This window comes from Streptomyces sp. G45, from assembly GCF_049542095.1.
Taxonomy (GTDB): domain Bacteria; phylum Actinomycetota; class Actinomycetes; order Streptomycetales; family Streptomycetaceae; genus Streptomyces.
Genome location: NZ_JBMUZU010000001.1, coordinates 5813124 through 5838083, shown reverse-complemented (window position 1 = coordinate 5838083; position 24960 = coordinate 5813124). Strand labels below are relative to the sequence as shown.

General features: G+C 74.7%; 17 protein-coding genes, 1 tRNA gene and 3 pseudogenes. 12 read left to right on the top strand and 9 right to left on the bottom strand.

The features are described 5' to 3' along the window. Positions 1-203: 203 nt before the first annotated feature. Both ACOBQU_RS24595 and ACOBQU_RS24590 read left to right on the top strand, forming a co-directional pair. Positions 204-1190: a D-2-hydroxyacid dehydrogenase gene (locus ACOBQU_RS24595; RefSeq protein ID WP_423629584.1), complete on the top strand. Its 987-nt coding sequence runs from the start codon at positions 204-206 to the stop codon at positions 1188-1190. A gap of 44 nt (positions 1191-1234) precedes the next feature. Further along, a pseudogene (locus tag ACOBQU_RS24590) lies at positions 1235-2640 on the top strand (amidase). A gap of 94 nt (positions 2641-2734) precedes the next feature. On the opposite strand, the pseudogene ACOBQU_RS24585 reads toward ACOBQU_RS24590, so the two are convergent. After that, positions 2735-3222 (bottom strand): annotated as a pseudogene (locus ACOBQU_RS24585) (DUF3830 family protein). A gap of 108 nt (positions 3223-3330) precedes the next feature. On the opposite strand from ACOBQU_RS24585, the gene ehuB reads away from it, so the two are divergent. The 6 genes from ehuB (at position 3331) to ACOBQU_RS24555 (ending at position 7619) form a co-directional block, all read left to right on the top strand. Further along, positions 3331-4224, top strand: coding sequence for an ectoine/hydroxyectoine ABC transporter substrate-binding protein EhuB (gene ehuB, locus ACOBQU_RS24580; RefSeq protein ID WP_423629582.1), 894 nt, complete (start codon positions 3331-3333; stop codon positions 4222-4224). After that, positions 4221-4979, top strand: coding sequence for an ectoine/hydroxyectoine ABC transporter permease subunit EhuC (gene ehuC, locus ACOBQU_RS24575; RefSeq protein WP_423629580.1), 759 nt, complete (start codon positions 4221-4223; stop codon positions 4977-4979). Before ehuB ends, ehuC begins: the two co-directional genes overlap by 4 nt. Then, positions 4976-5641 (top strand): ectoine/hydroxyectoine ABC transporter permease subunit EhuD, encoded by a 666-nt coding sequence (gene ehuD / locus ACOBQU_RS24570; RefSeq protein ID WP_423629578.1) that lies wholly within the window; start codon positions 4976-4978, stop codon positions 5639-5641. Before ehuC ends, ehuD begins: the two co-directional genes overlap by 4 nt. Continuing rightward, entirely contained in the window at positions 5631-6455 is an 825-nt protein-coding gene (gene ehuA / locus ACOBQU_RS24565; RefSeq protein WP_423629576.1) for an ectoine/hydroxyectoine ABC transporter ATP-binding protein EhuA, read from the top strand. Before ehuD ends, ehuA begins: the two co-directional genes overlap by 11 nt. Positions 6456-6712: 257 nt before the next feature. Beyond that, complete coding sequence (locus ACOBQU_RS24560) at positions 6713-7471, top strand: IclR family transcriptional regulator (protein ID WP_423629574.1); 759 nt, start codon at positions 6713-6715, stop codon at positions 7469-7471. Between the two features lie 74 nt (positions 7472-7545). After that, a tRNA-Lys gene (locus ACOBQU_RS24555) sits at positions 7546-7619 on the top strand. Between the two features lie 59 nt (positions 7620-7678). Here the strand turns inward: ACOBQU_RS24555 and ACOBQU_RS24550 are convergent. The 5 genes from ACOBQU_RS24550 to ACOBQU_RS24530 all read right to left on the bottom strand — a co-directional run bounded on the left by ACOBQU_RS24550 (position 7679) and on the right by ACOBQU_RS24530 (position 16023). Beyond that, on the bottom strand, positions 7679-8578 hold the full coding sequence (locus ACOBQU_RS24550) for a kinase (RefSeq protein WP_423629573.1): 900 nt from the start codon (positions 8576-8578) through the stop codon (positions 7679-7681). 210 nt (positions 8579-8788) lie between these two features. Continuing rightward, positions 8789-12097 carry an amino acid adenylation domain-containing protein gene (locus tag ACOBQU_RS24545; RefSeq protein ID WP_423629571.1) on the bottom strand — a complete coding sequence of 1103 codons (3309 nt, stop codon included), beginning with the start codon at positions 12095-12097 and terminating at the stop codon, positions 8789-8791. Next, on the bottom strand, positions 12087-13478 hold the full coding sequence (locus ACOBQU_RS24540) for an ATP-grasp domain-containing protein (RefSeq protein WP_423629569.1): 1392 nt from the start codon (positions 13476-13478) through the stop codon (positions 12087-12089). The genes ACOBQU_RS24545 and ACOBQU_RS24540 overlap by 11 nt, the downstream gene beginning before the upstream one ends. Further along, positions 13475-14950 (bottom strand): argininosuccinate lyase, encoded by a 1476-nt coding sequence (gene argH / locus ACOBQU_RS24535; RefSeq protein ID WP_423629567.1) that lies wholly within the window; start codon positions 14948-14950, stop codon positions 13475-13477. The genes ACOBQU_RS24540 and argH overlap by 4 nt, the downstream gene beginning before the upstream one ends. After that, the gene (locus ACOBQU_RS24530; RefSeq protein ID WP_423629565.1) at positions 14947-16023 is read right to left on the bottom strand and encodes a cysteine synthase family protein; all 1077 of its coding nucleotides are present in this window, start codon (positions 16021-16023) and stop codon (positions 14947-14949) included. The genes argH and ACOBQU_RS24530 overlap by 4 nt, the downstream gene beginning before the upstream one ends. A 293-nt stretch (positions 16024-16316) precedes the next feature. On the opposite strand from ACOBQU_RS24530, the gene ACOBQU_RS24525 reads away from it, so the two are divergent. Further along, complete coding sequence (locus tag ACOBQU_RS24525) at positions 16317-17042, top strand: thioesterase II family protein (RefSeq protein WP_423629563.1); 726 nt, start codon at positions 16317-16319, stop codon at positions 17040-17042. Positions 17043-17097: 55 nt separating this feature from the next. Here ACOBQU_RS24525 and ACOBQU_RS24520 read toward each other — a convergent pair. Then, positions 17098-18494, bottom strand: a pseudogene (locus ACOBQU_RS24520) (class II 3-deoxy-7-phosphoheptulonate synthase). Between the two features lie 193 nt (positions 18495-18687). Between ACOBQU_RS24520 and ACOBQU_RS24515 the strand changes: the two are divergent. Together ACOBQU_RS24515 and ACOBQU_RS24510 are read left to right on the top strand one after the other, a co-directional pair. Next, complete coding sequence (locus tag ACOBQU_RS24515) at positions 18688-20274, top strand: anthranilate synthase component I family protein (protein ID WP_423629561.1); 1587 nt, start codon at positions 18688-18690, stop codon at positions 20272-20274. Next, on the top strand, positions 20271-20897 hold the full coding sequence (locus ACOBQU_RS24510) for an anthranilate synthase component II (RefSeq protein WP_423629559.1): 627 nt from the start codon (positions 20271-20273) through the stop codon (positions 20895-20897). The genes ACOBQU_RS24515 and ACOBQU_RS24510 overlap by 4 nt, the downstream gene beginning before the upstream one ends. A gap of 199 nt (positions 20898-21096) precedes the next feature. Here the strand turns inward: ACOBQU_RS24510 and ACOBQU_RS24505 are convergent, their stop codons facing one another. After that, positions 21097-22509: a PLP-dependent aminotransferase family protein gene (locus tag ACOBQU_RS24505; RefSeq protein WP_423629558.1), complete on the bottom strand. Its 1413-nt coding sequence runs from the start codon at positions 22507-22509 to the stop codon at positions 21097-21099. Between the two features lie 160 nt (positions 22510-22669). Between ACOBQU_RS24505 and trpD the strand changes: the two genes are divergently transcribed. Beyond that, the gene (gene trpD / locus ACOBQU_RS24500) at positions 22670-23761 is read left to right on the top strand and encodes an anthranilate phosphoribosyltransferase (protein ID WP_423629556.1); all 1092 of its coding nucleotides are present in this window, start codon (positions 22670-22672) and stop codon (positions 23759-23761) included. Positions 23762-23969: 208 nt separating this feature from the next. Here the strand turns inward: trpD and trpC are convergent, their stop codons facing one another. Next, positions 23970-24800 (bottom strand): indole-3-glycerol phosphate synthase TrpC, encoded by an 831-nt coding sequence (gene trpC / locus ACOBQU_RS24495; RefSeq protein WP_423629554.1) that lies wholly within the window; start codon positions 24798-24800, stop codon positions 23970-23972. Positions 24801-24960: the final 160 nt, after the last annotated feature.

Genomic DNA, 24960 nt, shown 5'->3' with positions numbered 1-24960 from the left:
GCGTCGCGTACTGATCCGCGGAGCGGGCCGTCTCTGTTGACGAAGGTAGGTTCGGGTGCCAGCGTGGTCAATCCGCGCATCTCAGACAGTCGCGGGGCGGTCGCGGGCGGCTCCCGCCGCGGGTCGGCGGGAGCCGCGCGGTCGACGGGCCGTCCAGACGCCACCAGGGAAGCGGGCTCGTGTTGCGTAATGGTTCCTCCGCCGTGTCCGAAAGCACCGGGTCGCCTCCGGGAGGCGGCACCCCGACGGTCCTCGTGCTCGACGCCCCGCCGCCCGCGCCCCCGCCGCGCCTTGGCGCGCTGACGGGGCGCGCGCGGGTGCTGCACGCCGACGCGGAGTCGGTCGCGCGGCTGCTGCCGGAGGCCGACGTGCTGCTCGTGTGGGACTTCCTGTCCGACGCGGTGCGGCACGCCTGGCCCGGCGAGGGCGCCCGGCCGCGCTGGGTGCACACCGCGAGCGCGGGCGTGGACCGGCTGCTGTGCCCCGAACTCGTCGCCTCCGACACGGTGGTGACCAACGCCCGGGGCGTCTTCGACCAGCCGATCGCCGAGTACGTCGCCGCGCTCGTGCTCGCCCTCGCCAAGGACCTGCCCCGCACCCTGGACCTCCAGCGCGAGCGGGTCTGGCGGCACCGCGAGAGCCAGCGGGTCGCGGGCACCCGCGCCTGCGTGGTCGGCTCGGGGCCCATCGGCCGCGCCATCGCCCGCACCCTGAAGGCGCTCGGCATCGCCACCGCGCTCGTCGGCCGCACCCCGCGCACCGGCGTGTACGGCGCGGACGACCTGGACCGGCTGCTCGCGCGCGCCGACTGGGTGGTGTGCGCGGCGCCGCTCACCGACGCCACACGCGGCATGTTCGACGAGCGGCGCTTCGGGATGATGCAGCCCTCCGCGCGGTTCATCAACGTGGGCCGGGGCCAGCTCGTCGTGGAGGACGACCTGCTCGCGGCCCTGTCGAAGCGGTGGATCGCGGGCGCCGCCCTGGACGTCTTCGAGCGCGAGCCGCTGGCGCCGGACAGCCCGCTGTGGACCGCGCCGGACCTGCTCGTCTCGCCGCACATGAGCGGCGACACGGTCGGCTGGCGGGATCAACTGGGCGCGCAGTTCGTGGAGTTGTACGGCCGCTGGGAGGCGGGCCGGTCGCTGCCGAACGTGGTCGACAAGGAACGTGGGTATGTCCCTGGGCACTGATCCCGCAGCAGCCCGTACCGGAGACCTCTCACGGAGGAGCGTGCATGACCCAGCTCACGGACCTCACCGCCGTACAACTCGTCGACGGCTACGGAAAGGGCGAATTCAGCCCCGTGGACGCGGCGCGCGCGGTGCTGCGCCGGGCGCGCGAGATCCAGCCCGCCGTGAACGCGTTCGTGCGTATCGACGAGCGGGACGCGCTGGCCCGCGCCGAGGAGAGCGCGGCGCGCTGGCGCGCGGGTGAGCCGCTCGGCCCGGTGGACGGGGTTCCGGTGACCGTGAAGGACATCCTGCTCCAGCGCGGCGGGCCCACCCTGCGCGGCTCCAAGGCCGTGTCGGAGGAGGGACGTTGGGACGAGGACGCGCCGTCCGTCGCCCGCCTCCGGGAGCACGGGGCGGTGTTCGTCGGCAAGACGACCACGCCCGAGTTCGGCTGGAAGGGCGTGACGGACAGCCCCCGGCACGGCATCACCCGCAACCCGTACGACACCACGCGCACCTCCGGCGGGTCCAGCGGCGGCAGCGCGGCCGCCGTCGCGCTCGGCGCGGGGCCGCTGTCGCTCGGCACGGACGGCGGCGGCTCGGTGCGCATCCCCGCCTCCTTCTGCGGGATCTTCGGGTTCAAGCCGACGTACGGCACGGTGCCGCTGTATCCGGCGTCGGCGTTCGGCACGCTGTCGCACGTCGGGCCGATGACCCGGGACGCGGCGGACGCCGCGCTGCTCCTGGACGTGATCGGGGTGCCGGACACCCGGGACTGGTCCTGCGCCGGGCCCCGCGCCGGGAACTTCCGCGACGGGCTGCGCGACGGCGTGCGCGGCCTGCGGGTGGCGTACTCGCCGACGCTGGGCGGGCAGGTCGCGGTGCGGCCCGACGTCGCGGCGGCGGTGCGGGGCGCGGTGGAGACGCTGGCCGCCCTCGGCGCGTACGTCGAGGAGGCCGACCCCGACTTCGCCGATCCCGTCGAGGCGTTCCACACCCTGTGGTTCAGCGGGGCCGCGCGGGTCGCGCAGCACCTGCCGCCCGCCCGCCGGGAACTGCTCGACCCGGGCCTGCGGGAGGTCTGCGGGCGGGGGCGCGGTACAGCGCGCTGGACTACCTCGCGGCCGTCGACGTGCGGACGGAGCTGGGGCGGCGGATGGGCCGGTTCCACGACGCGTACGACCTGCTGGTCACGCCCACCGTGCCGGTCACCGCGTTCGCGGCCGGGGTGGAGGTGCCGCCGGGGAGCGGGGCGCGGCGGTGGACGGGGTGGACGCCGTTCACCTATCCGTTCAACCTGACGCAGCAACCCGCGGGGACGGTGCCCTGTGGCCTGGACGGGGAGGGGGTGCCGGTGGGGGTGCAGCTGGTGGCCGCGCGGTTCTCCGACGCCCTCGTGCTGCGGGCCGCGCACGCGTTGTACGAGGCCGGGGTGGCGTCTCTCCCCCACCCGCCCGCCCTTCCCTGAGGCCCGCGCCCCAGGCCCCGCTTTCGGCTGGGGCTTCGCCCCTTCCCCCTTTGTTGGCGCTTCGCGCCTCGTCCTCAAACGCCGGACGGGCTGATCACGCCCGCCGGAAGTGGAGGGTCTCGCCCTGGGCTCCGGTGCGCCACAGGTCGTTGGACGCCTCGGCCAGGCGGTCGAGGCCGTCCACCACCTGGCCCCAGACGATGCCGGGGACCCAGCCGACGTCGCCGTTGACGAGCAAGTTGTTGCGCTCGTAGAACAGGGCCAGGTCGACGATCGTGCCGCGCTGGGCGCTGTCGTAGCCGTAGGAGGACGTGCCCAGCTCGGTGCCGGTGAACGTGAAGTAGCACAGGTCGCCGGGGATGGGGGTGACGGTGGGGTTCTCCAAGGGGGTTCCTCGGCCGCGAAGGCCGGGAAGAGGGCGTAGATCTCGTTGCGGGCGTACTTGGCGTGATACACGTCCCCGCCGAGCGGCAGCGCGTCCCATACGGTGGCGCAGGTCACGGGGGCCCGGTCGTCGAGGAGCTTGGCGGTGGCCCGGACACCGCGCTTGGCCAGGGCGACTTCGATGTAGCGGTCTGCCATGCGGCCATGGTCCTCCCGGGGGCGGCGCCCGCGTCAAGAGGGCCGTGATCACGGCCGGGGCCGGAATTCGTCGGCATGTTTCGCATCCGCTCGGGTAGCCGCGCGCCCATGGCTCCACCACTGAGGAACCTCATCACGACAGGGAAGGTGCCCCGGCGCGCGGTCCTCGCCTCCGCCGCCGCGGTCGGCGCCGCCGGTGCGCTCGGCGCGGCCGGGTGCAGCCGCGTGCCCACGGGCGACACGCTGGCCCGGCTGCGCTCGCAGGGCACGGTGCGCCTCGGCATCGCGGGCGAGGCGCCGTACGGGTACATCAACGACCAGGGGGACTTCACCGGTGAGGCGGTGGAGCTGGCCCGGATCATCTTCGGGCGGCTCGGCGTGGACAGCGTGCAGCCCGTGGCGACCGAGTTCGGCTCGCTGATCCCCGGCCTGAAGACACAGCAGTTCGACGTCGTGTCCGCCGGGATGTACATCACCAAGGACCGCTGCCAGCAGGTGATCTTCTCCGATCCCGAGTACCAGATGCTCGACTCGTTCATCGTTCGCAAGGGCAACCCGATGGGCCTGCACACGTATCAGGACGTCGTGCGGAAGAAGGCCAAGTTCGGGACGGGCACCGGCTACGCGGAGATCGGGTACGCCGTCGCCGCCGGGTACAAGGAGAGCGACATCGTCATCTTCCAGGACCAGGTCGCGGGCATGAACGCCGTCGAGGCGGGCCGCATCGACGTGTTCGGCGGCACCGCCCTCACCGCCCGCGAGGTCGTCCGCAAGAGCGCCAAGGCCGAGGCCACCAAGCCGTTCGCGCCGGTCATCGACGGCAAGAAGCACGTCGACGGCGGCGGCTTCACCTTCCGGCCCACCGACACCAAGCTGCGCGACGCCTTCAACGTGGAGATCCACAAGATGAAGAAGAGCGGCGAGCTGTTCCGGGTGCTCAGACCCTTCGGCTTCACCAAGGCCGAGATGACCGACCTGACCGCAGAGGAGCTGTGCCGATGACAGCGGGTCTGTGGGAGCACTGGGTCCTGCCCGGCATCTGGATCACCGTCCAGCTCACCGTCTACAGCGCGGCCCTCGCCACCGCCGTCGCCTTCGGCGTCGGCATGGCGCGCACGCACCGCTCACGCGTGGTGCGGTTCTTCGCCGCGTTCTACACCGAGGTCTTCCGGGGCACGTCCGCCCTGGTCCTGATGTTCTGGATCTTCTTCGTCCTGCCGCAGCTCGCGGGCTGGGCCCTGGTGCCGATGTGGGCGGCGGTGCTCGCCCTCGGCCTGTCGTACGGGGCCTACGGCGCCGAGATCGTCCGTGGCGCCCTGAACGCGGTGGCCCCGGCGCAGCGCGAAGCGGGGGTCGCGCTGAGCTTCACGCCCTGGCAGCGGATGCGGCTCATCCTGCTGCCGCAGGCCGTGCCGGAGATGATCCCGTCGTTCTGCAACCTGCTGGTCGAGCTGCTGAAGGGCACCGCCCTGGTGTCGCTGCTCGGCATCGGCGACGTGTCGTTCGCCGCGTACCTGGTGCGGCTCGCCACCACCGAGAGCGCGCAGATCTACTCGATCACGCTGGTGATCTACTTCGTGATCGCCTTCCTGCTCACGCGCGGCATGAAGCTCCTGGAGCGCCGGGCGAAGGCCGGGATCGGGCAGTTCCCGCCGCCCGGCCAGGGCGTCGGAGCCTGGCTGAGGTTCCGTCAGCCGTCAGCGAAGTCCGATGAGTTGAGCGCCAGCGGCGTCGCGGGCGGAGGTGGGTCCCGATGAACAACGGCAGTGACAGCTGGGACTGGGGCGCCGTCGCCGACTTCATGCCGCACTTCTGGGACGGCGTGCTCGTCACCCTCCAGGTCCTCGCGCTCGGCTCGCTGATCTCCTTCTCGCTGGGCCTGGTGTGGGCGCTGGCGTTCCGGGCGCCGACGCGCCTCATCCGCTGGCCGGTGGCCCTGATCACCGAGTTCATCCGCAACACGCCGCTGCTCGTGCAGCTGTTCTTCCTGTTCTTCGTGCTGCCGGAGTGGAACGTCCAGTTCTCCGCGGAGACCACCGGCACCCTCGCGATCGGCCTGCACTACTCGACGTACACCGCGCAGGTCTACCGCGCCGGAATCGAGGCCGTGCCCGTCGGCCAGTGGGAGGCCGCCAAGGCCCTCAGCCTGCCCTACCGGCACACCTGGACCGCGGTGATCCTGCCGCAGGCCATCCGCCGCGTGGTGCCCGCGCTCGGCAACTACGTCATCGCCATGCTCAAGGACACCCCGCTGCTCGCCAGCATCGGCGTCCTGGAACTCCTCCAGCGCTCCCGCCTGGAGGCCGCGCAGACCTTCCAGTACACGGAGGCGCTGACCGTCGTCGGCGTCGCCTTCATCCTCATCGCCTACCCCTCGTCCCTCCTCCTGCGAGCCCTGGAGCGCCGTCTTGTCCGCTGACGCCAGCCCTTCCAGCCCTTCCAAAGAACAGCCCAACCCGGCGGTCGACGGCAGCGAGCTGATCCGCTTCGACAAGGTCGTCAAGCGCTTCGGGTCGAACACGGTCCTGGACGAGCTGGACTTCTCCGTGGCCTCCGGCAAGCACGTGACGCTGATCGGCCCGTCCGGCTCCGGCAAGACGACGATCCTGCGGCTGCTGATGACCCTGATCAAGCCGGACGAGGGCACCATCAAGGTCGGCGGCGAGTACCTGACCCACGAGGAGAAGAACGGCAGGCTCGTCCCGGCGGGCGAGAAGCATGTCCGCGAGGTCCGCAAGAACATCGGGATGGTCTTCCAGCAGTTCAACCTGTTCCCGAACATGAAGGTGCTCAGGAACATCACCGAGGCCCCCGTCACCGTCCTCGGCCTGCCCAAGGACGAGGCCGAGCAGCGCGCCCGCGACCTGCTCGACCTGGTCGGACTCGGCGACAAGTGCGACGCCTACCCGACGCAGCTGTCCGGCGGCCAGCAGCAGCGCGTCGCGATCGCCCGCGCCCTCGCGATGCGGCCGCAGGTGCTGCTCCTGGACGAGGTGACCTCCGCGCTCGACCCCGAGCTGGTCGCGGGCGTCCTCGACGTCCTGCGCGACATCGCGCACACCACGGACATCACGATGCTCTGCGTGACCCACGAGATGGGCTTCGCCCGGGACATCTCCGACCAGGTGCTGATGTTCGACGCGGGCCGGGTGATCGAGTCCGGGCCGCCGGAGCGGATCTTCTCCGAGCCGGAGCACGAGCGGACCCGCGAGTTCCTGTCCGCCGTGCTGTGAGCGGGGGCGCCTGCCGCGGCACGGGCGGGGGTTTCGCCCTGCCGTGGGCGGGGGTTTCGCCCTGCCGTGGGCCGGGGTTTCGCCGCGCTCGGGGCTGAGGCGTGCGCTCCCCGGCCCGCCGGGACCCGCAGGCCCCGCCGCCAGGGGCGGAAGCGCGCCACTGGCTTGCCAACGCCCTCTCCTCGGAGGGGATTTGACAGCTATCGTGGACGTTGTCCACCTGTCTGGGTGTCTGGAACTGTTCCATGGGGGGAACCGTGGCGCTGCAGCACCAGCCGACGACGGCGCACCGCTCGGCGCGGCGCGCCCTGCGCGTGCTCGAAGCCGTCGCCCGCCGCGGCAGCGGGGTGACCGAGGACGGGCTGACCCGCGCGACCGGCCTGACCGCCGGGCAGCTCACGCCGCTGCTGCGGATGCTGCGCCGCGAGGGGTACGTGGAGCGGATCGCCGACGGGGCGTATGTGCCGGGCGCCGCGCTGACCCGCCTGGGCTCCGCCCGCGACCGGGGCCTGGCCCTGCGCGACAAGCTCCAGGAGACCCTCGACGGGCTGCGCGACGCCCTCGGCGCCGCCGTCTACCTGAGCCGCTACGTGGACGGTGAGATCCGCGTCACGGACGTCGCCGACGGCCCGCGCACGCCCAAGGTCAACGAGTGGGTGGACTTCCGGGTCGCCGCGCACGCCAGCGCGGTCGGCAAGAGCCTCCTCGGCCAGCTCGACGTGAACGCCCGCCGCGAGCACCTGGCCCGGCACAAGATGCCCCGGCTCACCTCGCGGACGATCACCAGTGAGCGGGTCCTGCTGAACAAGCTCGCCGCCCAGGCGCCCACGGTCCCGGTCCTGGACCTCCAGGAGTACGCGGTCGGCACGGTCTGCGCCGCCGTCCCGATCACGGCGGGCGCCACGGCTGGCTCGCTCGCGCTGTCCCTGCCGGTGGAGCGGGCGCACCGGCTGCGGGCCGCCGCGCAGACGCTGAACCGCAGGGCGGCGCCGGTGCTGCTGTCCCTGGCGCTGTGAGCCCGGGATTCCGCTCTGCCGGACGGTGGTCACGAGCACCCCTTCGGACCAGGTAATATTTTCTCTGTCAGCAGGCGCCGCTAGCTCAGTTGGTTAGAGCAGCTGACTCTTAATCAGCGGGTCCGGGGTTCGAGTCCCTGGCGGCGCACGACAGAGGAAAGGCTCCTCCGCTCCGGCGGAGGGGCCTTTCCTCGTATCCGCGCCCGTCTAGTGGAAGCTCAGGGTCCGGTAGACCGTGACGTTGCCCGTCAGCTCCTGGCAGCGCTGGGCCGCCGCCGTCAGCTTGGTGTGGCAGTCGGGGGCCGCGGTGTCCAGGAGGATGCCGAGGGCCGTGCCGCTGTGGCCGACGACGACGCCGAGGCCGCCGATCTCCTCGCAGATGCCGATCAGCGGCTCCAGGGACCACTTGTGCCGCAGCACCTGGTTCATCCGGGCGCTGGCGGTGGCGACCCGGCCGACCTCCGCGAGGTCGCGGCGGGCCACGGCCGTGGTGATCCGGTCGAGCAGGTGCGCGTACCGGCGCTTGTCGGCGGCGGTGAACGGCTTGGGCAGGGCGTTGAACGCCACCGTGTCCACCGAGCCGCCCTCGTCGACGCTGACCACCGCCATCGACGGCAGCGACCCCAGGCGGGCGCGCAGGCGCACGCTGCGGTGGTGGAAGGCGACGACGGACGGGTAGAGCACGCCGTCGGTCGGCTCGATCCTCGCCAGGTACGTCTCGATGCGGCGCGGCGGCATCGGCTCGCCCAGGGCGTTGGCCACGGCCCGGGCCGTGGCGACCAGGTCGGCGGACGAGCTGGCGAGGCCCTTGCCCTCGGGGAGCGTGCTGTCGATGGTGAGCAGGCCGCCCGCGGGCCGCGCCGCGTCCGCCATGATCATGCCGGTGAGCCGCAGGGCCTTCTTCTTGTGCGCGGGGCGCACGGCCAGCGCGTCGGCGTCCGGGTCCAGCTCGAAGCGGGCCATCGCCCAGCGGGCGACGGGGAGCGTCACCAGGAAGTCGCCGTCCCGCTCGGGCAGCACGCCCTGAAGCAGCTCACCGAAGGTGCCGAAGGCTGCGCTGACGCCTGTGGCGACCGTTCGGCTGGCCGCCGGGGCTTGCAGGGTCATGGGTGGGCTCCTGGGGGCTGTCGGTCGGGTGCGGGTGCGTGGGGGCTTGTCGCGCAGTTCCCCGCGCCCCTTTGGGGCGCTTGGCTCGCCGCCGGGGCTTGCAGGGTCATGGGTGGGCTCCTGGGGGCTGTTGTTGGTCGGGTGCGGGTGCGTGGGGGCTGGGCGCGCCGTTCCCCGCGCCCCTTTGGGGCGCTTGGCTCGCCGCCCGGGCTAGCAAGGGCATCGGGGGGCTTGGCTGGGTCGTAGTGTGGTGCGGATCGCTGTTGCCGTGGCCGCTGGTTGGGTGGTGGTGAAGTACGGGCCGCCTTCGGGGAGTTCGTGGTGCGTCACGTTGGCGGACACCGCCTTCCACTCCCGTGCCCGGGCTTCGGCCCGCGCGGCGGCCGGGTCGTCGCGGGCGGTGACGACGTGGACGGGGGCCGTGACGCGGTGGGCGTCCGGGTCCGCGCGCAGCGCGAGCAGATGGGCCAGGGACGTCTGGACGTCGTGGCGGTAGGCGCGGGCCGTGACCGTGGCGCGCTGGGGGCGCAGGGCGTCGAGCTCGACGTACGCGTGGCCCGCGCGGAGCCGGTCGAGGAGGGCGGCGTCGTCGGCCGCCGCCGTGGCCGCGGCGCGGGCGCGCAGCGCGGCGGCGTCGTCGAGGAGCAGGCCCGCGACGAAGACCCGCTCGGCGGGGCAGCCCGCCCGCTCAAGGAGTCGCGCGGTCGCCAGGGCGGCCGCGGCCCCCGCGCCGTGCCCCCACAGCAGCAGCGGCCCCGTGCCGTGCGCGGCCAGCTCGGCGCACGCCCGGCGGGCGACGGCGGACACGTCCATCAGGTCGCCCCCGGGGTCGGCCACGTCGTGCCCGGGCGGCTCCACGCCGAGCACGGCCACGCCGTCGTCGGCCAGGTGCCGGGCCAGGGACCGGAAGTTGACGGCGTTGCCGCCCTCGTACGGGAAGCAGACCAGCGTACGGCGGGGGCTGGTGACCGTCGACAGCGGCTGGAGCAGGCCCGGCGCCGCCGGTCCCGTGCCGTCCAGGGCCGCCGCGAGGTCGGCGAGCACCGGCCGGGCCGTGAGGTCGGCGAGGGACAGGGCCCGGTCGAGGTGGACGAGCAGGCGCACCGCGGCCAGCGAGGTGCCGCCGAGGTCGAAGAAGCTGTCGGTGCGCCCGATGCGCTCAAGGGGCACGCCGAGGACCTCCGCCCACGCCATGGCGAGCCGCTGCTCGGCGGCGGTGCGCGGCGCCGCGTCGGGTGCCCCGCCGTGCCCGAGGGTCCCGGCGAGGCGCACCAGGGCCCGCTTGTCCGCCTTGCCGTGCCCGGTGCGGGGCAGACGCCGCAGGCCGTGGACGTAGGCGGGCACCATGTGGTCGGGCAGCTGCCCGGCGAGGAAGTCCCGGACGCGGCCGGGGCTGGTCTCCTGCCCGCTGTAGAAGGCGGCGAGGCCCGGCACGCCGCCCGCGCCCGCCTCGACGACGACGGCCGCCTCGCGGATGCCGGGCATCGTCAGGAGGCGGTGCTCGATCTCGCCGAGTTCGATGCGGTAGCCGCGGATCTTGACCTGCTCGTCGTGGCGGCCCAGGAACTCCAGGCGGCCCTCGGGCAGCCAGCGGCCGAAGTCGCCGGTGCGGTACATGCGGGTGCCCGGCCGGTACGGGTCGGGCACGAACGCCTCCCGGGTGCGCTCGTCGTCGCCGATGTAGCCGCGGCCCACGCACACCCCGGAGAACGCGATCTCACCGGTCGAACCGAGCGGCACGAGCTGGAGGTTGGCGTCCAGGACGTAGGTGTTGACGTTCCGCAGGGACCGCCCGAGCGGCACCGTGTCGCGGGCGGGCACGCCGTCGATGACCTCGTGCAGGGTGTCGTCGCAGACCTCGGTGGCGCCGTAGGCGTTGACGAGCCGGATGCGCGGGTAGCGCGCGAACCAGCGGCGCACCAGGTCCGGGCTGAGGGCCTCACCGGTCACGGACAGCGCGCGCAGGGTGGCCAGGGGCCGCGCCGGTCGGCTCTCCAGGTGGGTGAGGAGCGCGTCCAGGTACGAGGGGACGACCTGCGCCACGGTGACGCGGCCCCGGTCCAGCTCGTCCAGGAAGCCCTCGACGCCGAGCAGCGCCCCGGTGTCGACGACGCGTACGGCGGCCCCGGTGAGCAGCGGCGCGGCGAACTGCCACAGCGAGATGTCGAAGCTCACCGCCGCGGTCTGCGCGACGATCTCGCCCGCGCCCGGCGCGAGCCCCGTGCCCGGCGCGAGCCCCATGTCCTCGGTCTTGGCCAGCAGGTGGTTGAGCAGCCCGGCGTGCTCGCACACCGCGCCCTTGGGCTCCCCCGTGGAGCCGGAGGTGAAGTAGACGTACGCCGCCTGGCCGGGCGTCACCGTGACGTCCGGGGCGCCGGGCGGCGCGGGCGCGGCGAGCACGTCCGGCACGGAGAGCACCGGCAGCTCCGGTGGGGCGGCGGCCCGCACCAGCGGCTCGGCGCCGGGTTCGGTCAGCGCGCACGCGGCGGCGGCGCGGTCGAGCTGGGCGGCCACGTGGCCCGCGGGGAAGCCGGGGCTCACCGGCAGGTAGACGCCGCCCGCCTTGAAGACGCCGAGCGCCGCCGTGATCCAGTCCAGGCCGCGCTCCATGACGACGGCGACCACCTCCTCGCCGCCGAGACCGGCGGCGAGCAGCGCGTGCGCGACCGCGTCCGAGCGCCGGTCCAGTTCGGCGTAGGTCAGGCGGCGCGTGCCGTGCTCGGCGGCGGTGGCGTCGGGCGCCGCGCGGGCGCGGTCGCGGAACAGCTCCACGAAGGTGCGCTCCGGCAGCTGCGCGCGCGGGCCCGCCAGGTCGTACAGCTGCGTCTCGACCTCGGGCGCCGACAGCAGGCTCTGCCGCTCGTGCCGCGCGGCGGGGTCGGCGGCGATCAGGCGCAGGGCGGCCCGGTGGTATCCGGCGACGCGAACGGCGTACGAGGTGTCGAGCGCGGTGGTGTCGTGGGTGACGCGCAGGGTGAGACCGCCGTCACCGCCGTCACCGCCATCACCGCCATCACCGCCGTCGCGGCGGTCGCGGGCGTCGCTGGCGAAGGCGACGCGCAGGATGATGCCGTCGGGCAGGGGGCCTCCCGCTTCGGTGGCGGGGGCGGCTTCGGTGGCGGGGGCGGTGAGGTCCGCGAGGTCGAGCGCCACCTCCGGCCGGGTCCCGCCCCGGTAGGTGTGCGCCCCGGCCCCGCCCGCCACCAGCTCCGCCCAGGTCGCGTCGGGCACGGCCAGGCGCAACGGGCCCTGGACGCCGCCGGGTTCGGGGGGCGCGTACGCGACGAGCAGGTCGCGTTCGTTGGTGAGGGTGGCCAGGACCCGGGCGTGGGCGGCGATCAGGAGGGCGGGCAGGGTGGCGCCCAGGGCGCGGGCGGTGCGCGTGAGGGCGCGGGTGACGTCGGCGGGCAGGCGGGTGGTGTGGGTGCCGGTGCCCGGGGTGCCGCCCGTGGGCGGGGTCCAGCGGGGGATCCGGGTCGACGGCTCCCCCGTGTGCGGTCGTCGTCCGTCATGGCCCACCCGCCCCTTCCGCTCGTGCGTCGTCCTGTACGGCGTCCTGTACGGCTGCTCGTGCGGCGCCTTCTGCGATGGCCGCTCCGGTGGCTTCCCGACCGGCTTCCCGACCGTCGAGGCCCACCGTGATCAGGGCGGTCGCGTCCCGTGCGCGGCGGGCCGCCGTCGCGGTGTCCTGGCCGGTGGCCACCGCGCAGGCGAGGCGGTCGAGGAAGGAGTGCGTGACGCGGACCTCGCGGCCCGCGGCCGTGCTCACCGTGACGGCCACGACGCCCGGCGCCCGGCGGGCCGCGGCCGCCCCCGTCACACGGGTGACCCGGCCTTCGCCCGCCCCGTGCAGGAACCGGACCGCCGCGTGCCCGGCGCCGGGCCCGGGCGGTGCCGGGGCCTGTCCGGCCGCGCGGGCGATCACGGCGTCGACGAGGTCCACGCCGGTCGCGGCGCGCACGGCGACGGGGATCATGCCGCCCGCGAGCCGCGGGTTGACCTCGATGACGACCGGGCCCCGGCAGGTCAGGCGCAGTTCGGTGTGGGCCGCTCCCCAGCCGAGGCCGAGGGCGGCCAGGGCCCGCAGCGCGGTCCCGCCGAGCGCGGCGGCCGTGGTCGCGGGCACCGGCGCCGGAACGTCGTGCCCGGTCTCCACGAAGTACGGCTCGGGCCCCACGTGCTTGGCGACGACGGCCACCACGCGGTCGTCGAGGGTCTCCACGGAGAACTCCGGCCCCCGTACGGCCGCCTCGACCAGGATCCGCCCGGGCACGGGCGCGCCGCGCTCGTCGGTGCCTCGGTCCAGGAGCCGGGCGGCCCAGTCCCGTACCTCGTCGGCGCCCCGGCACAGCCGCACCCCGACCGAGCCGGACCCGCTGACCGGCTTCACCACGACCGGGCCGCCGCACTCCGCGGCCGCCCGCACCGCGTCCGCCGCCGTGCCGACGGCGGCGAACCGGGGCACCGGCACGCCCGCCGCGGCCAGCGCCGCCCGCTGCCGCTCCTTGTCCCGGCAGCGGGCGACCGCGTCACCGTCGGGCGCGGGCAGGCCGAGCTTGGCGGCGGCCCGCGCGGCGGTGGCCACGAAGTACTCCGAGCTGGAGGCCACCGCGGCGAGCCCGCCGCCGTCGGCGAGGGCCTGGCAGGCGGCGACCACCGCCGCGGGGTCGCCGGTGTCCAGGACCCGGTGGGCGACGGCGTCCTCGGCGACGTACGGATAGCGGTCGGCGTCCCGGGTCAGGAGCACCGGGCGCAGGCCGCGGGCGCGGGCGGCGGCGCAGAACTCGCGTCCGGTGCCGGTGGTGTTGCTCTCCACGAACGCGAACCAGGCGCCTTCGCTCGGCGCCTCGGGCGCCCCCGGCCCCTCCGGTGCCCCCCGCGCCTGAGTCGGGTTCCTCATGCCGTGCCTCCCGTCCCGTACCGGGCCACGACGTCCGCGACCGTCGCCGCCAAGTCCCCTTCCGCGTCCCGCAGTCGGGCCCGGCGGGAGGACAGCCACGCGGCGTGGCCGACGAGCCGCTGGCGCAGTTCCGCGACGACGGCGGCGCTCGCGCCGGGGCCGCCGCCCCGGTCGTGGTCGGCCACCACCCGTGGCAGCGGCGGGAGTTCGCCCCCGGCGTCGAGGGGCACCCCGTCGGGCGGGGTGAGCTTGGTCAGCTCGTCGGCGCCGGAGTCGACGGCCTCGCGGACCGCCGCGCCCACGACGTGGTGGGCGGTGCGGAACGGCACGCCCCGCGCGACCAGGCGGTTGGCGAGCGCCGTCGCCGTCACGAAGCCCTCCTTCGCCCGCCGCTCCATCCGTTCCGGCACCGGGCGCGCCCCGGTGACCAGGACCTGCGCGAGCAGCACCGCGTCGCGGACCTCGGCGAGCGCGGGCCACACGGCGGCCACGGCCTCCGTGCCGACCTCGATGGAGTTGGTGAACGGCGTGGACTTCATCGCCGAGGCCGCCGTCGTCCAGGCGCCGACGGCCGCCGACGCCTTGGCCTTCACATGCTCCAGGAGGAAGGCGTTGCGCTTCTGCGGCATGGCGGAGCTGCCGCCGACAAGGCGCTCCGGGAACGCCACGAAGCCGAACTCCTGGGTGCTCCACAGTTGCAGGTCGGTGGCGAGCCTGCTCAGGGTGACCCCGGCGCAGGCCGCCGCGGCGAGCGCCCGCAGCGCCGTGTCGCGGGCGGCGACCGCGTCCGTGGCGTGCAGCGGCGGCGCCGCGAAGCCCAGCAGGGCCGCCGTGCGCTCGGGCCGGATCGGCAGGTCGGTGCCCGCGACGGCGCCCGCGCCCAGCGGGCAGCGGGCCAGACCGGTCAGCGCGTGCCCGAGCCCGGCGACGTCCCGGTCCAGGGCGGCGGCGATGCCCGCCAGGTAGTAGCCGTAGGTGATGGGCATCGCGGGCTGGAAGTGCGTGTACACCGGCATCACGACGCCGTCGTGCGCGCGGGCCCGGGACAGGAGCGCCGCCTGGAGCCGCAGCGTCTGCCCGAGCAGTTCGAGGAGTTCCGCGCGCAGCCGCATCGCGGTGACGGTGGCCTTCAGGTCGTTGCGGGAGCGCCCGGTGTGCAGCTTCCCGCCGACGTCCGCGCCCAGCTCGGCGGCGAGGTGGCCCTCGTACATCAGATACAGGCCGCGCGGCGCGTCCCGGCCCGCGAGGTCGGCGAAGCCGTCGGCGCGCAGGCGGCCGATGCGGTCCAGGAGCGCGGCGGCCGCCGGGCCCGGGAGCAGGCCGCACTCGGTGAGCATCACGATGTGCGCGAGGTCGACGGTGCTGGTGGCGGTCAGCTCACGGCGGACGGCGTCCGGGCCCGGCGTGCCGTAGACGACGCGCCGGGTGCGGGGGCCGAGGACCGCCGTGAGCCGCCCGGTGCCCGCGGTCATCGCCCGAACTCCCCGGTGGGGCGGGCGGGGCTGCGCGGCACCACGCCGGGCACGTCGTCGTAGGCGCGGCGGCCCCAAGCGAAGCGGGTCCAGCGGCCGCTGGCCTCCTTGGGCGAGGTGACGGTGACGGGCTCGGCGTCGGCGCGGACGTCGAGCACGTACCCGCTGTCGGCGAGCCACGCGTCGTCGTACACCGTGGCCTGGTAGCGGTAGCCCTCGTCCGGCATCATCACCACGCACAGCCGGTCCGGGTGCTGCCGGGCCCACCAGCGGGCCACCAGGTAGGCGGCGCCGCTCGTGGGGCCCTGGAACAGGGCGTGGTGGGCGTGCAGGTCGCGGGTGTGGGCGTAGGCCTCCTCGGCGGTGCACCAGTGGACCTCGTCGAACGCGCTGTGGTCGAGGTTGCCCGGCCACAGGCTGTTGCCGAGGCCGCGCAGCTCGCGCGGGCCGTCGCTCTGCCCGAACAGGACGCTGCTGTGGCAGTCGACGCCGATGGCGAGGGTGTCCGGCGTGTGCTCGCGCAGGCCGCGCACGGTGCCGCACATGGAGCCGCCCGAACCCACCGGGCCCACCAGGCAGTCCACGCTGCCCAGGGTGCGGATGAGCTGCTCGGAGACCCGCTCGTAGCTGCGCGGGTTGTCGGGGTTGGTGTACTGCTCGGGGCAGAACGTGGACGGCAGCTGGGCGCGGATCTCGGCGAGGCGGCGCAGCCGGGCCTCCTGGTAGCCGCCGACGGGCGCGGGGTGCTCGCAGATCTCCACGCGCGCCCCGAGGTCGCTGAGCCTGCGGTGCAGGTTCGCGTCGATCGCCGGGTCGCTGACCAGGATCAGCTCCCGCTCGGTCAGCGCGGCCTGCATGGCGAGCGCCAGGCCGAACGTGCCGGACGTGGTCTCCACGACGACCGTGCCGTGGTGCAGCTCGCCGCGCTCCCGCGCGCGTTGCAGGATGAAGTGCGCGGGCAGCAGCTTCATCAGGGTGAAGACGGCGCCGTACAGATTGGGTCCGAGGCGCACGAGGCGCGGCATCATCGTCGCCTCGGTGATCGAGTGGTACGTCGGCGGGGTCACCGGCATGGGAACTCCCTGGGGATGTGGGTGGTGCGTCCGGTACGGGCAGCCGTGTCGCGGCGGCGGGCGGCAGGGCCGCGCTCCACGCCCCTGTCGGGCGGCGCCAGGCGTGCCTCTCCTTGGGACAGCATCCGACGGCGCCCTGACAGCGGGCTGACAAGCACGCGTGCGTGCCGCACCTCACAGGGCGGGGCCGAACGCGGGGCGGCCCGGGATGGGACCATGAGGGCGGACGGGCGCCAAGAGCAGCCGGTAGCAGCCAAGAGCAGCCGGTAGCAGGGGAGACGGGGGAGACGGCGATGGTGTGGACGGAACTGGTCGCGGCGCGGCCCTTCGCGGCGCGGCGCATGGTGTGCTTCCCGCACGCGGGCGGCTCGCCCTACTTCTTCCGGTCGTGGGGCAAGGAGCTGGCGGACGTCGAGGTGCACACGGTGTGCTATCCGGCGCGCGGCGACCGCATCGCCGAGCCGCCGCCCACCGACCTGCGGCAGATGGCGCGGGAGATCGCCCGCGAGCTGCGCCCGCTGCCCGACGGCCGCCCCACGGTGTTCTTCGGGCACAGCATGGGCGCGTTCGTGGCGTACGAGGTGGCGCGGATCTGGCAGGCGCAGGGCGCGGACGTCGAGCACTTCTTCGCCTCCGCCGCGCGCGCCCCGCAGACCGCCGACGGCTCCCCCGAGCGGGCCGCCGCGATCGACGACGCCGCCGTCCTGAAGACCCTGGCCCAACTCGGCGGCACGGACGCGGAACTCCTTGACAACCCGGCGTTCCTGGAGCTGGTGATGCCGTACGTCAGCGCGGACTTCCGCATGGTCGCGGGCTACGCGGGCCCCGCCGACGACCCGCTGCGCTGCCCGGTCACGGCCCTTTTGGGCGACGAGGACACGCGGGTGCCGCGGGAGCAGGCGGCGGCGTGGGAGGGCGCGACGCGCGCGGGCTTCGAGCTGGTGATGCGGCCGGGCGGGCACTTCTACCTGTCGGACGACCCGCCGTTCGACGTGATCGAGCGGGCGCTGGGGGGCTAGGTCCGGGGCACCGGGCCGGTCCGCGCGACGGCGCCGCCACGCCCGCCGTACGGCGTCAGCGGTACAACTCGGCCAGCAGGAACGCCAAGTCGAGGGACTGCGCGTGGTTCAGCCGCGGATCGCACGCCGTCTCGTACCGGGACGGCAGGTCCTCCTCGCGCACCGCGGTGCCGCCCCCGACGCACTCGGTGACGTCGTCCCCGGTCAGCTCCACGTGGATGCCGCCGGGGTGCGTCCCCAGGCCCCGGTGGACCTCGACGAACCCGCGCACCTCGTCGAGGACGGTGTCGAAGCGGCGCGTCTTGTGGCCGCTGGGCGCGGTGACCGTGTTGCCGTGCATCGGGTCGCACACCCAGCACACCTGGGCGCCCTCGGCGTTGACCTTCTCCACGAGCGTCGGCAGCACGTCGCGGACCCGGTCGGCGCCCGCCCGCACCACGAACGTGAGCCGTCCGGGCTCGCGGTCCGGGTCCAGGCGGTCGATCAGGGACAGCACCGTGTCGGGCGTCGTCGCCGGGCCGAGCTTCACGGCGACGGGGTTGGCGATCTGGGAGAAGTACGCGACGTGCGCGCCGTCCAGGTCGCGGGTGCGCTCGCCGATCCACAGCAGGTGGCCGCTGGTGGCGTAGGCGCGCCCGGTGCCGGGGTCGGCGCGGGTGAGGGCCGCCTCGTAGTCGAGGAGCAGCCCCTCGTGGCTGACGTAGAACTCGGCGGTGGCGGCCTCGCGCGCGTCGACGCCGCAGGCCCGCATGAAGGCGAGGCTGCGGCCGATCTCGTCGGCGAGCCGCTCGTAGCGGGCCCCGGCCCCGGACCCGGCCACGAACCCCCGGTTCCAGGCGTGCACTTGGCGCAGGTCGGCGAAGCCGCCGGTGGTCAGGGCGCGCACCAGGTTCAGGGTGCGGGCCGAGGCGTCGTACAGCGCGCGCAGGCGGCGCGCGTCGGGGCGGCGGGCCGCCGCGGTGAACTCCGGGCCGTTCACGGCGTCCCCCGGTACGACGGCAGGGCGACGCCGTCGCGCTCCTCGACGGGGCGTGAGCGGGGCTTGGCGTACTGGCCCGCCATGCGGCCGACCTTCACGACCGGCAGCGCCGTGGCGTGCGTGAGGACCACCGCCATCTGGAGCAGCGTCTGGAGCTTGCCGCGCACGGAGCGCTCGTCGGTCCCGGCGAAGGTCTCGGCGCAGTCGCCGCCCTGGAGCAGGATCGCCTCGCCGCGCGCCACGGCCGCCATGCGGCGGCGCAGCTGGTCGCACTCGGCGGCGGCGACCAGCGGCGGGGCCGCGGCCAGCTCCCCGGTGACGGCGCGCAGTGCGGCCGCGTCGGGCCAGTCGGGCCGCTGCCGGGCGGGGAGGTCCCGCCACGAGGCCGCCGCCGCGCCCCCGGCGTTCCCGGCATTCCCGGCATTCCCGTCGCTTTCTCCGTCTCGCCTGTATTCCCTGTCGCTGTCTTTCATGACTGCCTTCCCCGTACGGACACAGAGCAGAAGGAATGGAAACGTCCCTCAACTGAATACGGGACCGGCGGCCGGGTCAAGCGATTCTGAAATGGTCCGCACACGGGCCCGCCAATTGGTCTGGGCGCGCTCGAAGAGCCGCTGATTCACTGCTGGTGATGACGAATTCACCACCCGGTTGAGGGAGTTCACCATGGCGGAATTGGCGACGATCGACGTACGGGTGACCCGGACGCCCCTGCCCCCGCACGACCCGCTCGACCTGTACACCGGGCTGCGGGCGGCCGTCGGCCGGGCGGCCGAGGGCCAGGAGGCCTTCCTCTTCGAGAGCGCCGGGGGCGACGGGGGCGGCGTGGGCAGCGTGAGTGGTGGGGACGGTGAGGGCGCCGGAGGCGACGGGGAGCGGCGCTGGGCGGCCGTCGGCTGCGGGCGGCTCGCCGAGATCCGGGTGTACGACGGGTACGTCGACCTGGACGGGACGCCCGCCCTCGCGCGGGCCCTCGCCTCGGCGGCGCTCGCGGCGGGCCTGCGCGGCGACCACCCTGAGGAGCCGGAGCCCGGCACGCACCGCCTGCGGCTCACCGCGCCGGGCCAGGTCTGGGACCTGCTCGCCCGCGCGCGCCGCCTGTTCGCCGTGGACACCGAACGCCCCGAGGACACCTACGCGTTCGGCTTCCTGACGTCGCTCGCGTACGAGGCGGCCTGGCACATGGAGGCCCTGCCCGCCCGCACCGGCCCGCCCCGCGGCCCCGACCTCACGCTCACCCTGTTCCGGCACACCGTCTGGTACGACCTCGACGACGGCCTGGTGCACCACCTGCGCGCCGACAGCCGGGCCTTCGGCGACGAGAGCGCCGAGGCCGGGGCGGCCGACCTCGACCTGGCGGGCCTCGCCCGGGACGCCGCCGCCGTGCCCGCGCGGCCGGTGCCCGAGGCGCCCGCGCCCGCGTCCGTGCGCGACAGCGTGGACCGTACGACCTTCCTCGACTGGGCCCGGCGCTGCCTGGACCACATCCGCGTCGGGGACATCTACCAGATCCAGATCGGCCACCGCGTCGACGTCGACACCTCCCTCACCCCCGTCGACGTCTACCGCCGCCTGCGCGCCCGCAACCCCTCCCCGTACCGCTATCTGCTGCCCCGCGCGGGCCGCACCCTGATCGGCGCGAGCCCCGAACTGTTCTTCCGGATCGAGGGCGGCCGGATCGTGATGCGGCCCATCGCGGGCACCGCGCGCCGCGGCCGCGACGAGGAGGAGAACCAGCTGCGGATCAAGGAGCTGCGCGAGAGCGCCAAGGAGCAGGCCGAGCACATCATGCTCGTCGACCTGTGCCGCAACGACATCGGCCGGGTCACCGTGCCCAGCACCCAGCCGGTGGACCGGCTGATGGCCGTGGAGCGCTACAGCCACGTCTTCCACCTGGTGTCGACGGTGTCCGGGCCGCTGGAGGCGGGCGTGGACGTCTGGGACGCCACCCGCGCCACGTTCCCCGCGGGCACCATGACCGGCGCGCCCAAGGTGCGCGCCATGGAGATCGTCGACGGCCTCGAAGAGCAGCCGCGCGGCGCCTACGCAGGTGCCGTCGGCCTGGTCGACGCCCGCGGCTGGGCCGAACTCGCCCTGTGCATCCGCACCATCGAGCACGACGGCCGCACGTACTCCACGCAGAGCTCGGCGGGTGTCGTCGCCCAGTCCGAGCCGGAGGCCGAGTGGCACGAGACGCTGGCCAAGATGGGCGCCGCCTACTGGGCGCTCACCGGAGAGGAACTGCTGCCGTGAAGGTCCTGCTCATCGACGCCTACGACAGTTTCGTCCACATCATCGACCAGTACCTGCGCACGCTCGGCGCCCGCACCGAGGTCGTGCGGTCCCTGACCCGCTCCCCCGCCGAGCTGGCCGCGTCCCGGCCGGACGCCGTCGTGCTCGGCCCCGGCCCCGGGCACCCGGCCGACTCCGGGCACGTCGAGCTGGTCCGGGAGTTCGCCGGGCGGGTGCCGCTGCTCGGCGTGTGCCTGGGCCACCAGGCCATCGCCCTCGCGTACGGGGGTGACGTCGCCGTCGCCGACCAGGTCATGCACGGCAGGGTCAGCACCGTGCGGCACGACGGCGCGGGCGTCTTCCACGGCCTCGGCCACACCCTGGAAGCCACGCGGTACCACTCCCTCGTCGTCCCCGAGCCCCTCCCCGACGCCCTCGTCGTCACCGCCACGGCACTCGACCACGGATACGTCATGGGCCTGCGACACCGGCGCCTGCCCGTCGAGGGCGTGCAGTTCCACCCCGAGTCCATCACCACCAGCGGCGGCCTGGCACTCCTGGACAACTTCCTCTGGCGGGGTCGCCCCACACCGCCCCATCGGCGCTCCGCGCCTCGCCCTCAAACGCCGGGCGGGCTGATCTGACCTCCGACCGGCACTTGCGGACGAACGCGCGGCGCGAGAATCCAGCCCGTCCGGCGTTTGAGGACGAGCGCGGAGCGCGACAATCAAGCCCGTCCGGCGTTTGAGGACGAGGCCGGAGGCCGATCAGCGGGGGTGCCAGGGGCGGCAGCCCCATGGTTTCGGGGAAGGGGCGGGCCTGGGGCGCCCCGCGACGGTGCCCCTACCCGCCCCGGGTCACCGCCCCGAGGACCCGGACCGCGTCCGCGAGCCCCGACGTCGGCAGATGGGCGTGCCCCACCACCAGCGCCGGACGGCACCGCCGCGCCCCGGCGTGGAACGCCGCCCCGCCCCGCACCAGCACGGACCGCGCCAGCGCCCCCGCCACCACCGCCTGCTCGTCCACCTGCGGCGGCAGCCGGACGTACGCGTGCAGCCCCGCCGCCCGCCCGACCACCACCGCCCCGGGCAGATGCGTGCGCACCGCCTGCTCCAGGGCCTCCCGGCGGCCACGGCAGCGGGAGTTGAGGCGCCGCAGGTGCCGGTCGAAGAGCCCGCTGCGCAGCAGCTCGGCGAAGGCGAGCTGGGTGAGCGTGTCGGTGCCCAGGTCGTGCCGGGCCCGCACACCCAGCAGGGCGGCGAGCAGCGGCCGGGGCGCCGCCACCCAGCCCAGGCGCAGGCCGGGGACGAGGGACTTGCTGGCCGTGCCCGCGTACACCACCCGGTCGGGCAGGTCGCGTTGGAGGGCGAGCGGGCGCGGGCCGCCCTGCTCGTACCAGAGCCCGCCGTCGTAGTCGTCCTCGATCACCAGGCCGTCGCGCTCCCGCGCCCACCGCGCCAGCGCCTCACGCCGCCGCGCGGACAGCGTCACCCCGGTGGGGAACTGGTGCGCGGGCGTGACCAGGACCGCCCGCGCCCCGGACGCGGCGAGCGCGTCGACGTCGACGCCCTCCGCGTCGACCGGCAGCGGCACCGGCCGCAGCCCGCTGTCCCGGACGAACTGCCGCTGCCCGGGGTGGCCCGGGTCCTCGATGGCGAGCGCCTCGACACCGTCCTGGGCGAGCATCGCGCACACCAGGCCCAGCGTCTGCGCGAACCCCGCCACCACCATCACCTGGTCCGCGTCGGCCCGCACGCCCCGCAACCGGCCCAGGCAGCGCGCCAGTTCCTCCCGCAGCCCCGGCAGGCCCGCGAGCGGCGGATAGCCGTGGTCGGTGGGGTCGGCGCGGTTGAGGACCCGCTGGTAGCAGCTCAGCCACTCGCGGCGCGGGAACGCCGGGACGTTCCGGCCGCCCGGTCTGAGGTCCCAGCGGACGTCCGGGACCTGGCCCTCGGGGCCGTCGTCGAGCAGCGCGGGCACGACCGGCCGCGGCGGGGCGGCCTCCAGGTGCTCCACCACGCGCGTTCCCGCGCCCTGCACCGCCTCCAGATAGCCCTCGGCGACGAGCTGCCCGAACGCCTCGACGACGACGCTGCGGGACACGCCCAGGTCGTCGGCGAGCCGTCTGCTGGACGGCAGCCGTGTGCCCGGGTGCAGGATTCCCTCCGCTATCTCCTTCCTGAGGAAACGCTGTATCTGAGAAGTCAGGGACTGCTTGGATTCCCTGACGACATCCACCGCTATGTGCAGGGCCACCGGCCCCCTCCTTCTCTCGTGTGCCGTTTCTGGAATTGGTCCGTGCGGCTCCCGGGAAAGTGGTCTGGAACGCGGCGGCGCGGCTGCCGAGAATCGGGGGTGAGGAACGACGGCAACGCCTTTCCTTCGCGTCGTTCGCCCCACTGGGAGGAGAATTCCCGTGACCGCCGACGATTTGCCGGGCCCCACCAGGCCGGAACTGCTGCCGGGCCCCACCTGGCCGGAACTGCTGGACGCGCTGCTGAGCCGCCGGGACCTGTCCGCGCGGGAGACCGCCTGGGCGTTGGGTCAGGTGATGTCCGGCAGCGCCGGGCCCGCCCGGCTCGCGGGCCTGATGGTGGCGTTGCGCGCCAAGGGCGAGACGGTCGAGGAGATCGACGGCCTCGTCGACGCCCTGTACGCCCACGCCGTGCCCCTGGACGTCTCGGGGCCCGCCCTCGACATCGTCGGCACCGGAGGCGACGGCTCCCACAGCGTCAACGTCTCCACCATGTCGGCCGTCGTTGCCGCGGGCGCCGGGGCGCGGGTCGTCAAGCACGGCAACCGCTCGGCGTCCTCGGCGTGCGGCTCGGCCGACGTCCTGGAGGAACTGGGCGTCGCTCTGGACCTGCCCGCCGCCGAGGTCGCTGAGGTCGCCGAGGACGTGGGCATCACCTTCTGCTTCGCGCCGCTGTTCCACCCGGCGATGCGGCATGCCGCCGGGCCCCGCCGGGAGCTGGGCATCCGCACCGTCTTCAACGCCCTGGGGCCGCTGACCAATCCGGCGGGTCCGGTGGCCCGCGCGGTGGGCGTGGCCGACGCGCGGCTCGCGCCGCTGCTCGCCGGGGTGCTCGCCCGGCGCGGCGTGTCGGCGCTGGTGTTCCGGGGCGACGACGGGATGGACGAGTTGACGGTCACGACTACCTCCACGGTCTGGTCGGTCCACGGGTCCGAGGTGCGCGCGGAGTCCTTCGACCCGCGGGACCTCGGCATCCCGTACGCCCCCGCCGACGCGCTGCGGGGCGGGGACCGGGCGCACAACGCACGGGTGGCGCGGGAGCTCTACTCGGGGGCGCGGGGCCCGGTCAGGGACGCGGTGCTGCTGTCGGCCGCGGCGGGCCTCGCCGCGCTCGAACCCAGCGACCGCACGGTCACGGAACGCCTGGGGGCCGCGCTGGAGCGGGCCGCCGACTCCCTCGACTCGGGCGCGGCGGCCGCGGTCCTCGAACGCTGGATCAGCGTCACGACGAAGCGGCGCTCGCAGGGGGGTTAGGCGGCCGGGAGACAAGGGTGGGTGGTGGTGGGTGGTGGTGGGTGGTGGTGCGGGGAGGCGTCGGGCGGGCCCGGGGTTCTAGGCTCCCCGGCAGCTCCAGGCTCCCCGGCAGCTCCAGGCTCCCGGCGGCTCCAGACTTCCGGCAGCTCCAGGCTCCCGGCGGCTCCAGGGCCCCTGGGCCGCGGGTCCCCGGGGGGCCGCGGGTCCCCTACCTCCCTCCCCCGAGCCGCCCCCGCCAGCCGAGCCGCCCGGCCTGCACCAGCGCGGCCACCGCCTTGCGGCTGTCGCCGTCGGTCACCACGGACTCGCCGACCAGGATCGCGTCGGCGCCCAGCGCCGCGTACTCCGCGGCGTCCTCCGGGCCCCGGACGCCCGACTCGGCTATGCGGACGACGCCTTCGGGAATGTCCGGGGCGAGGCGGGCGAACGTGCCCCGGTCTATCTCCAGGGTGCGCAGGTCCCGGGCGTTGACCCCGATGACCCAGGCCCCCGCGTCCAGGGCGCGCTTGACCTCCGTCTCGTCGTGCACCTCCACCAGGGGCGTCAGGCCTATCTCGGCGGCGAGCGCGAGCAGTTCGGCGAGCAGCGGCTGCTCCAGGGCGGCGACGATGAGCAGGACCAGGTCCGCGCCGTGCGCCCGGGTCTCCCACAGTTGGTAGGGGTCGACGATGAAGTCCTTGCGCAGCAGCGGCACCCGCACGCGGGCGCCGACCGCGTCCAGGTCGGCGAGCGTGCCGCCGAAGCGGTGCCGCTCGGTGAGGACGCTGATCGCCGCGGCGCCGCCCGCCTCGAACTCCGCCGCCAGGCCCGCCGGGTCGACGATGTCGGCGAGGGGGGCGCGGGCGTTCAGGCGGGTCGGGCTGTTCCTCTTCACCTCGGCGATGACCTTCGGGCCGTCCACGCCGGACAGCAGCGCGGCGCAGTCGAGGCCCGGTCCGACCTCCGCCACCTGGTCCGACAGCTCCGCCTCCGGTATCAGCCGACGGCGCTGTGCCAGGTCCGTGCGTACCGCTCCGATGATCTCGTCGAGCGCGTTCATCCCATCCGTCCTTCCCTGTGACTACCACGCTAAAGACGGCGGAAGGCGCGGGCCATACCCTTTAGTACCTGGTGAAACTCCCAGGTGAGGGGGGTGGTCCAGCGCCTTTCGCTCCCCGGGGGCGGGGCCTCGCGGGGGCGCCCCAGGCCCGCCCCTTTCC

Excerpts from the sequence above, each read along its gene's own strand:
- ehuB (WP_423629582.1), top strand. The coding sequence starts at position 3,331 with ATGGCTCCACCACTGAGGAACCTCATCACGACAGGGAAGGTGCCCCGG.
- ACOBQU_RS24515 (WP_423629561.1), top strand. The coding sequence starts at position 18,688 with ATGGCGGAATTGGCGACGATCGACGTACGGGTGACCCGGACGCCCCTG.
- ehuC (WP_423629580.1), top strand. The coding sequence starts at position 4,221 with ATGACAGCGGGTCTGTGGGAGCACTGGGTCCTGCCCGGCATCTGGATC.
- ACOBQU_RS24530 (WP_423629565.1), bottom strand. The coding sequence starts at position 16,023 with ATGCCGGTGACCCCGCCGACGTACCACTCGATCACCGAGGCGACGATG.
- ehuD (WP_423629578.1), top strand. The coding sequence starts at position 4,976 with ATGAACAACGGCAGTGACAGCTGGGACTGGGGCGCCGTCGCCGACTTC.
- ACOBQU_RS24525 (WP_423629563.1), top strand. The coding sequence starts at position 16,317 with ATGGTGTGGACGGAACTGGTCGCGGCGCGGCCCTTCGCGGCGCGGCGC.
- trpC (WP_423629554.1), bottom strand. The coding sequence starts at position 24,800 with ATGAACGCGCTCGACGAGATCATCGGAGCGGTACGCACGGACCTGGCA.
- ACOBQU_RS24550 (WP_423629573.1), bottom strand. The coding sequence starts at position 8,578 with ATGACCCTGCAAGCCCCGGCGGCCAGCCGAACGGTCGCCACAGGCGTC.
- ACOBQU_RS24540 (WP_423629569.1), bottom strand. The coding sequence starts at position 13,478 with ATGAGGAACCCGACTCAGGCGCGGGGGGCACCGGAGGGGCCGGGGGCG.
- argH (WP_423629567.1), bottom strand. The coding sequence starts at position 14,950 with ATGACCGCGGGCACCGGGCGGCTCACGGCGGTCCTCGGCCCCCGCACC.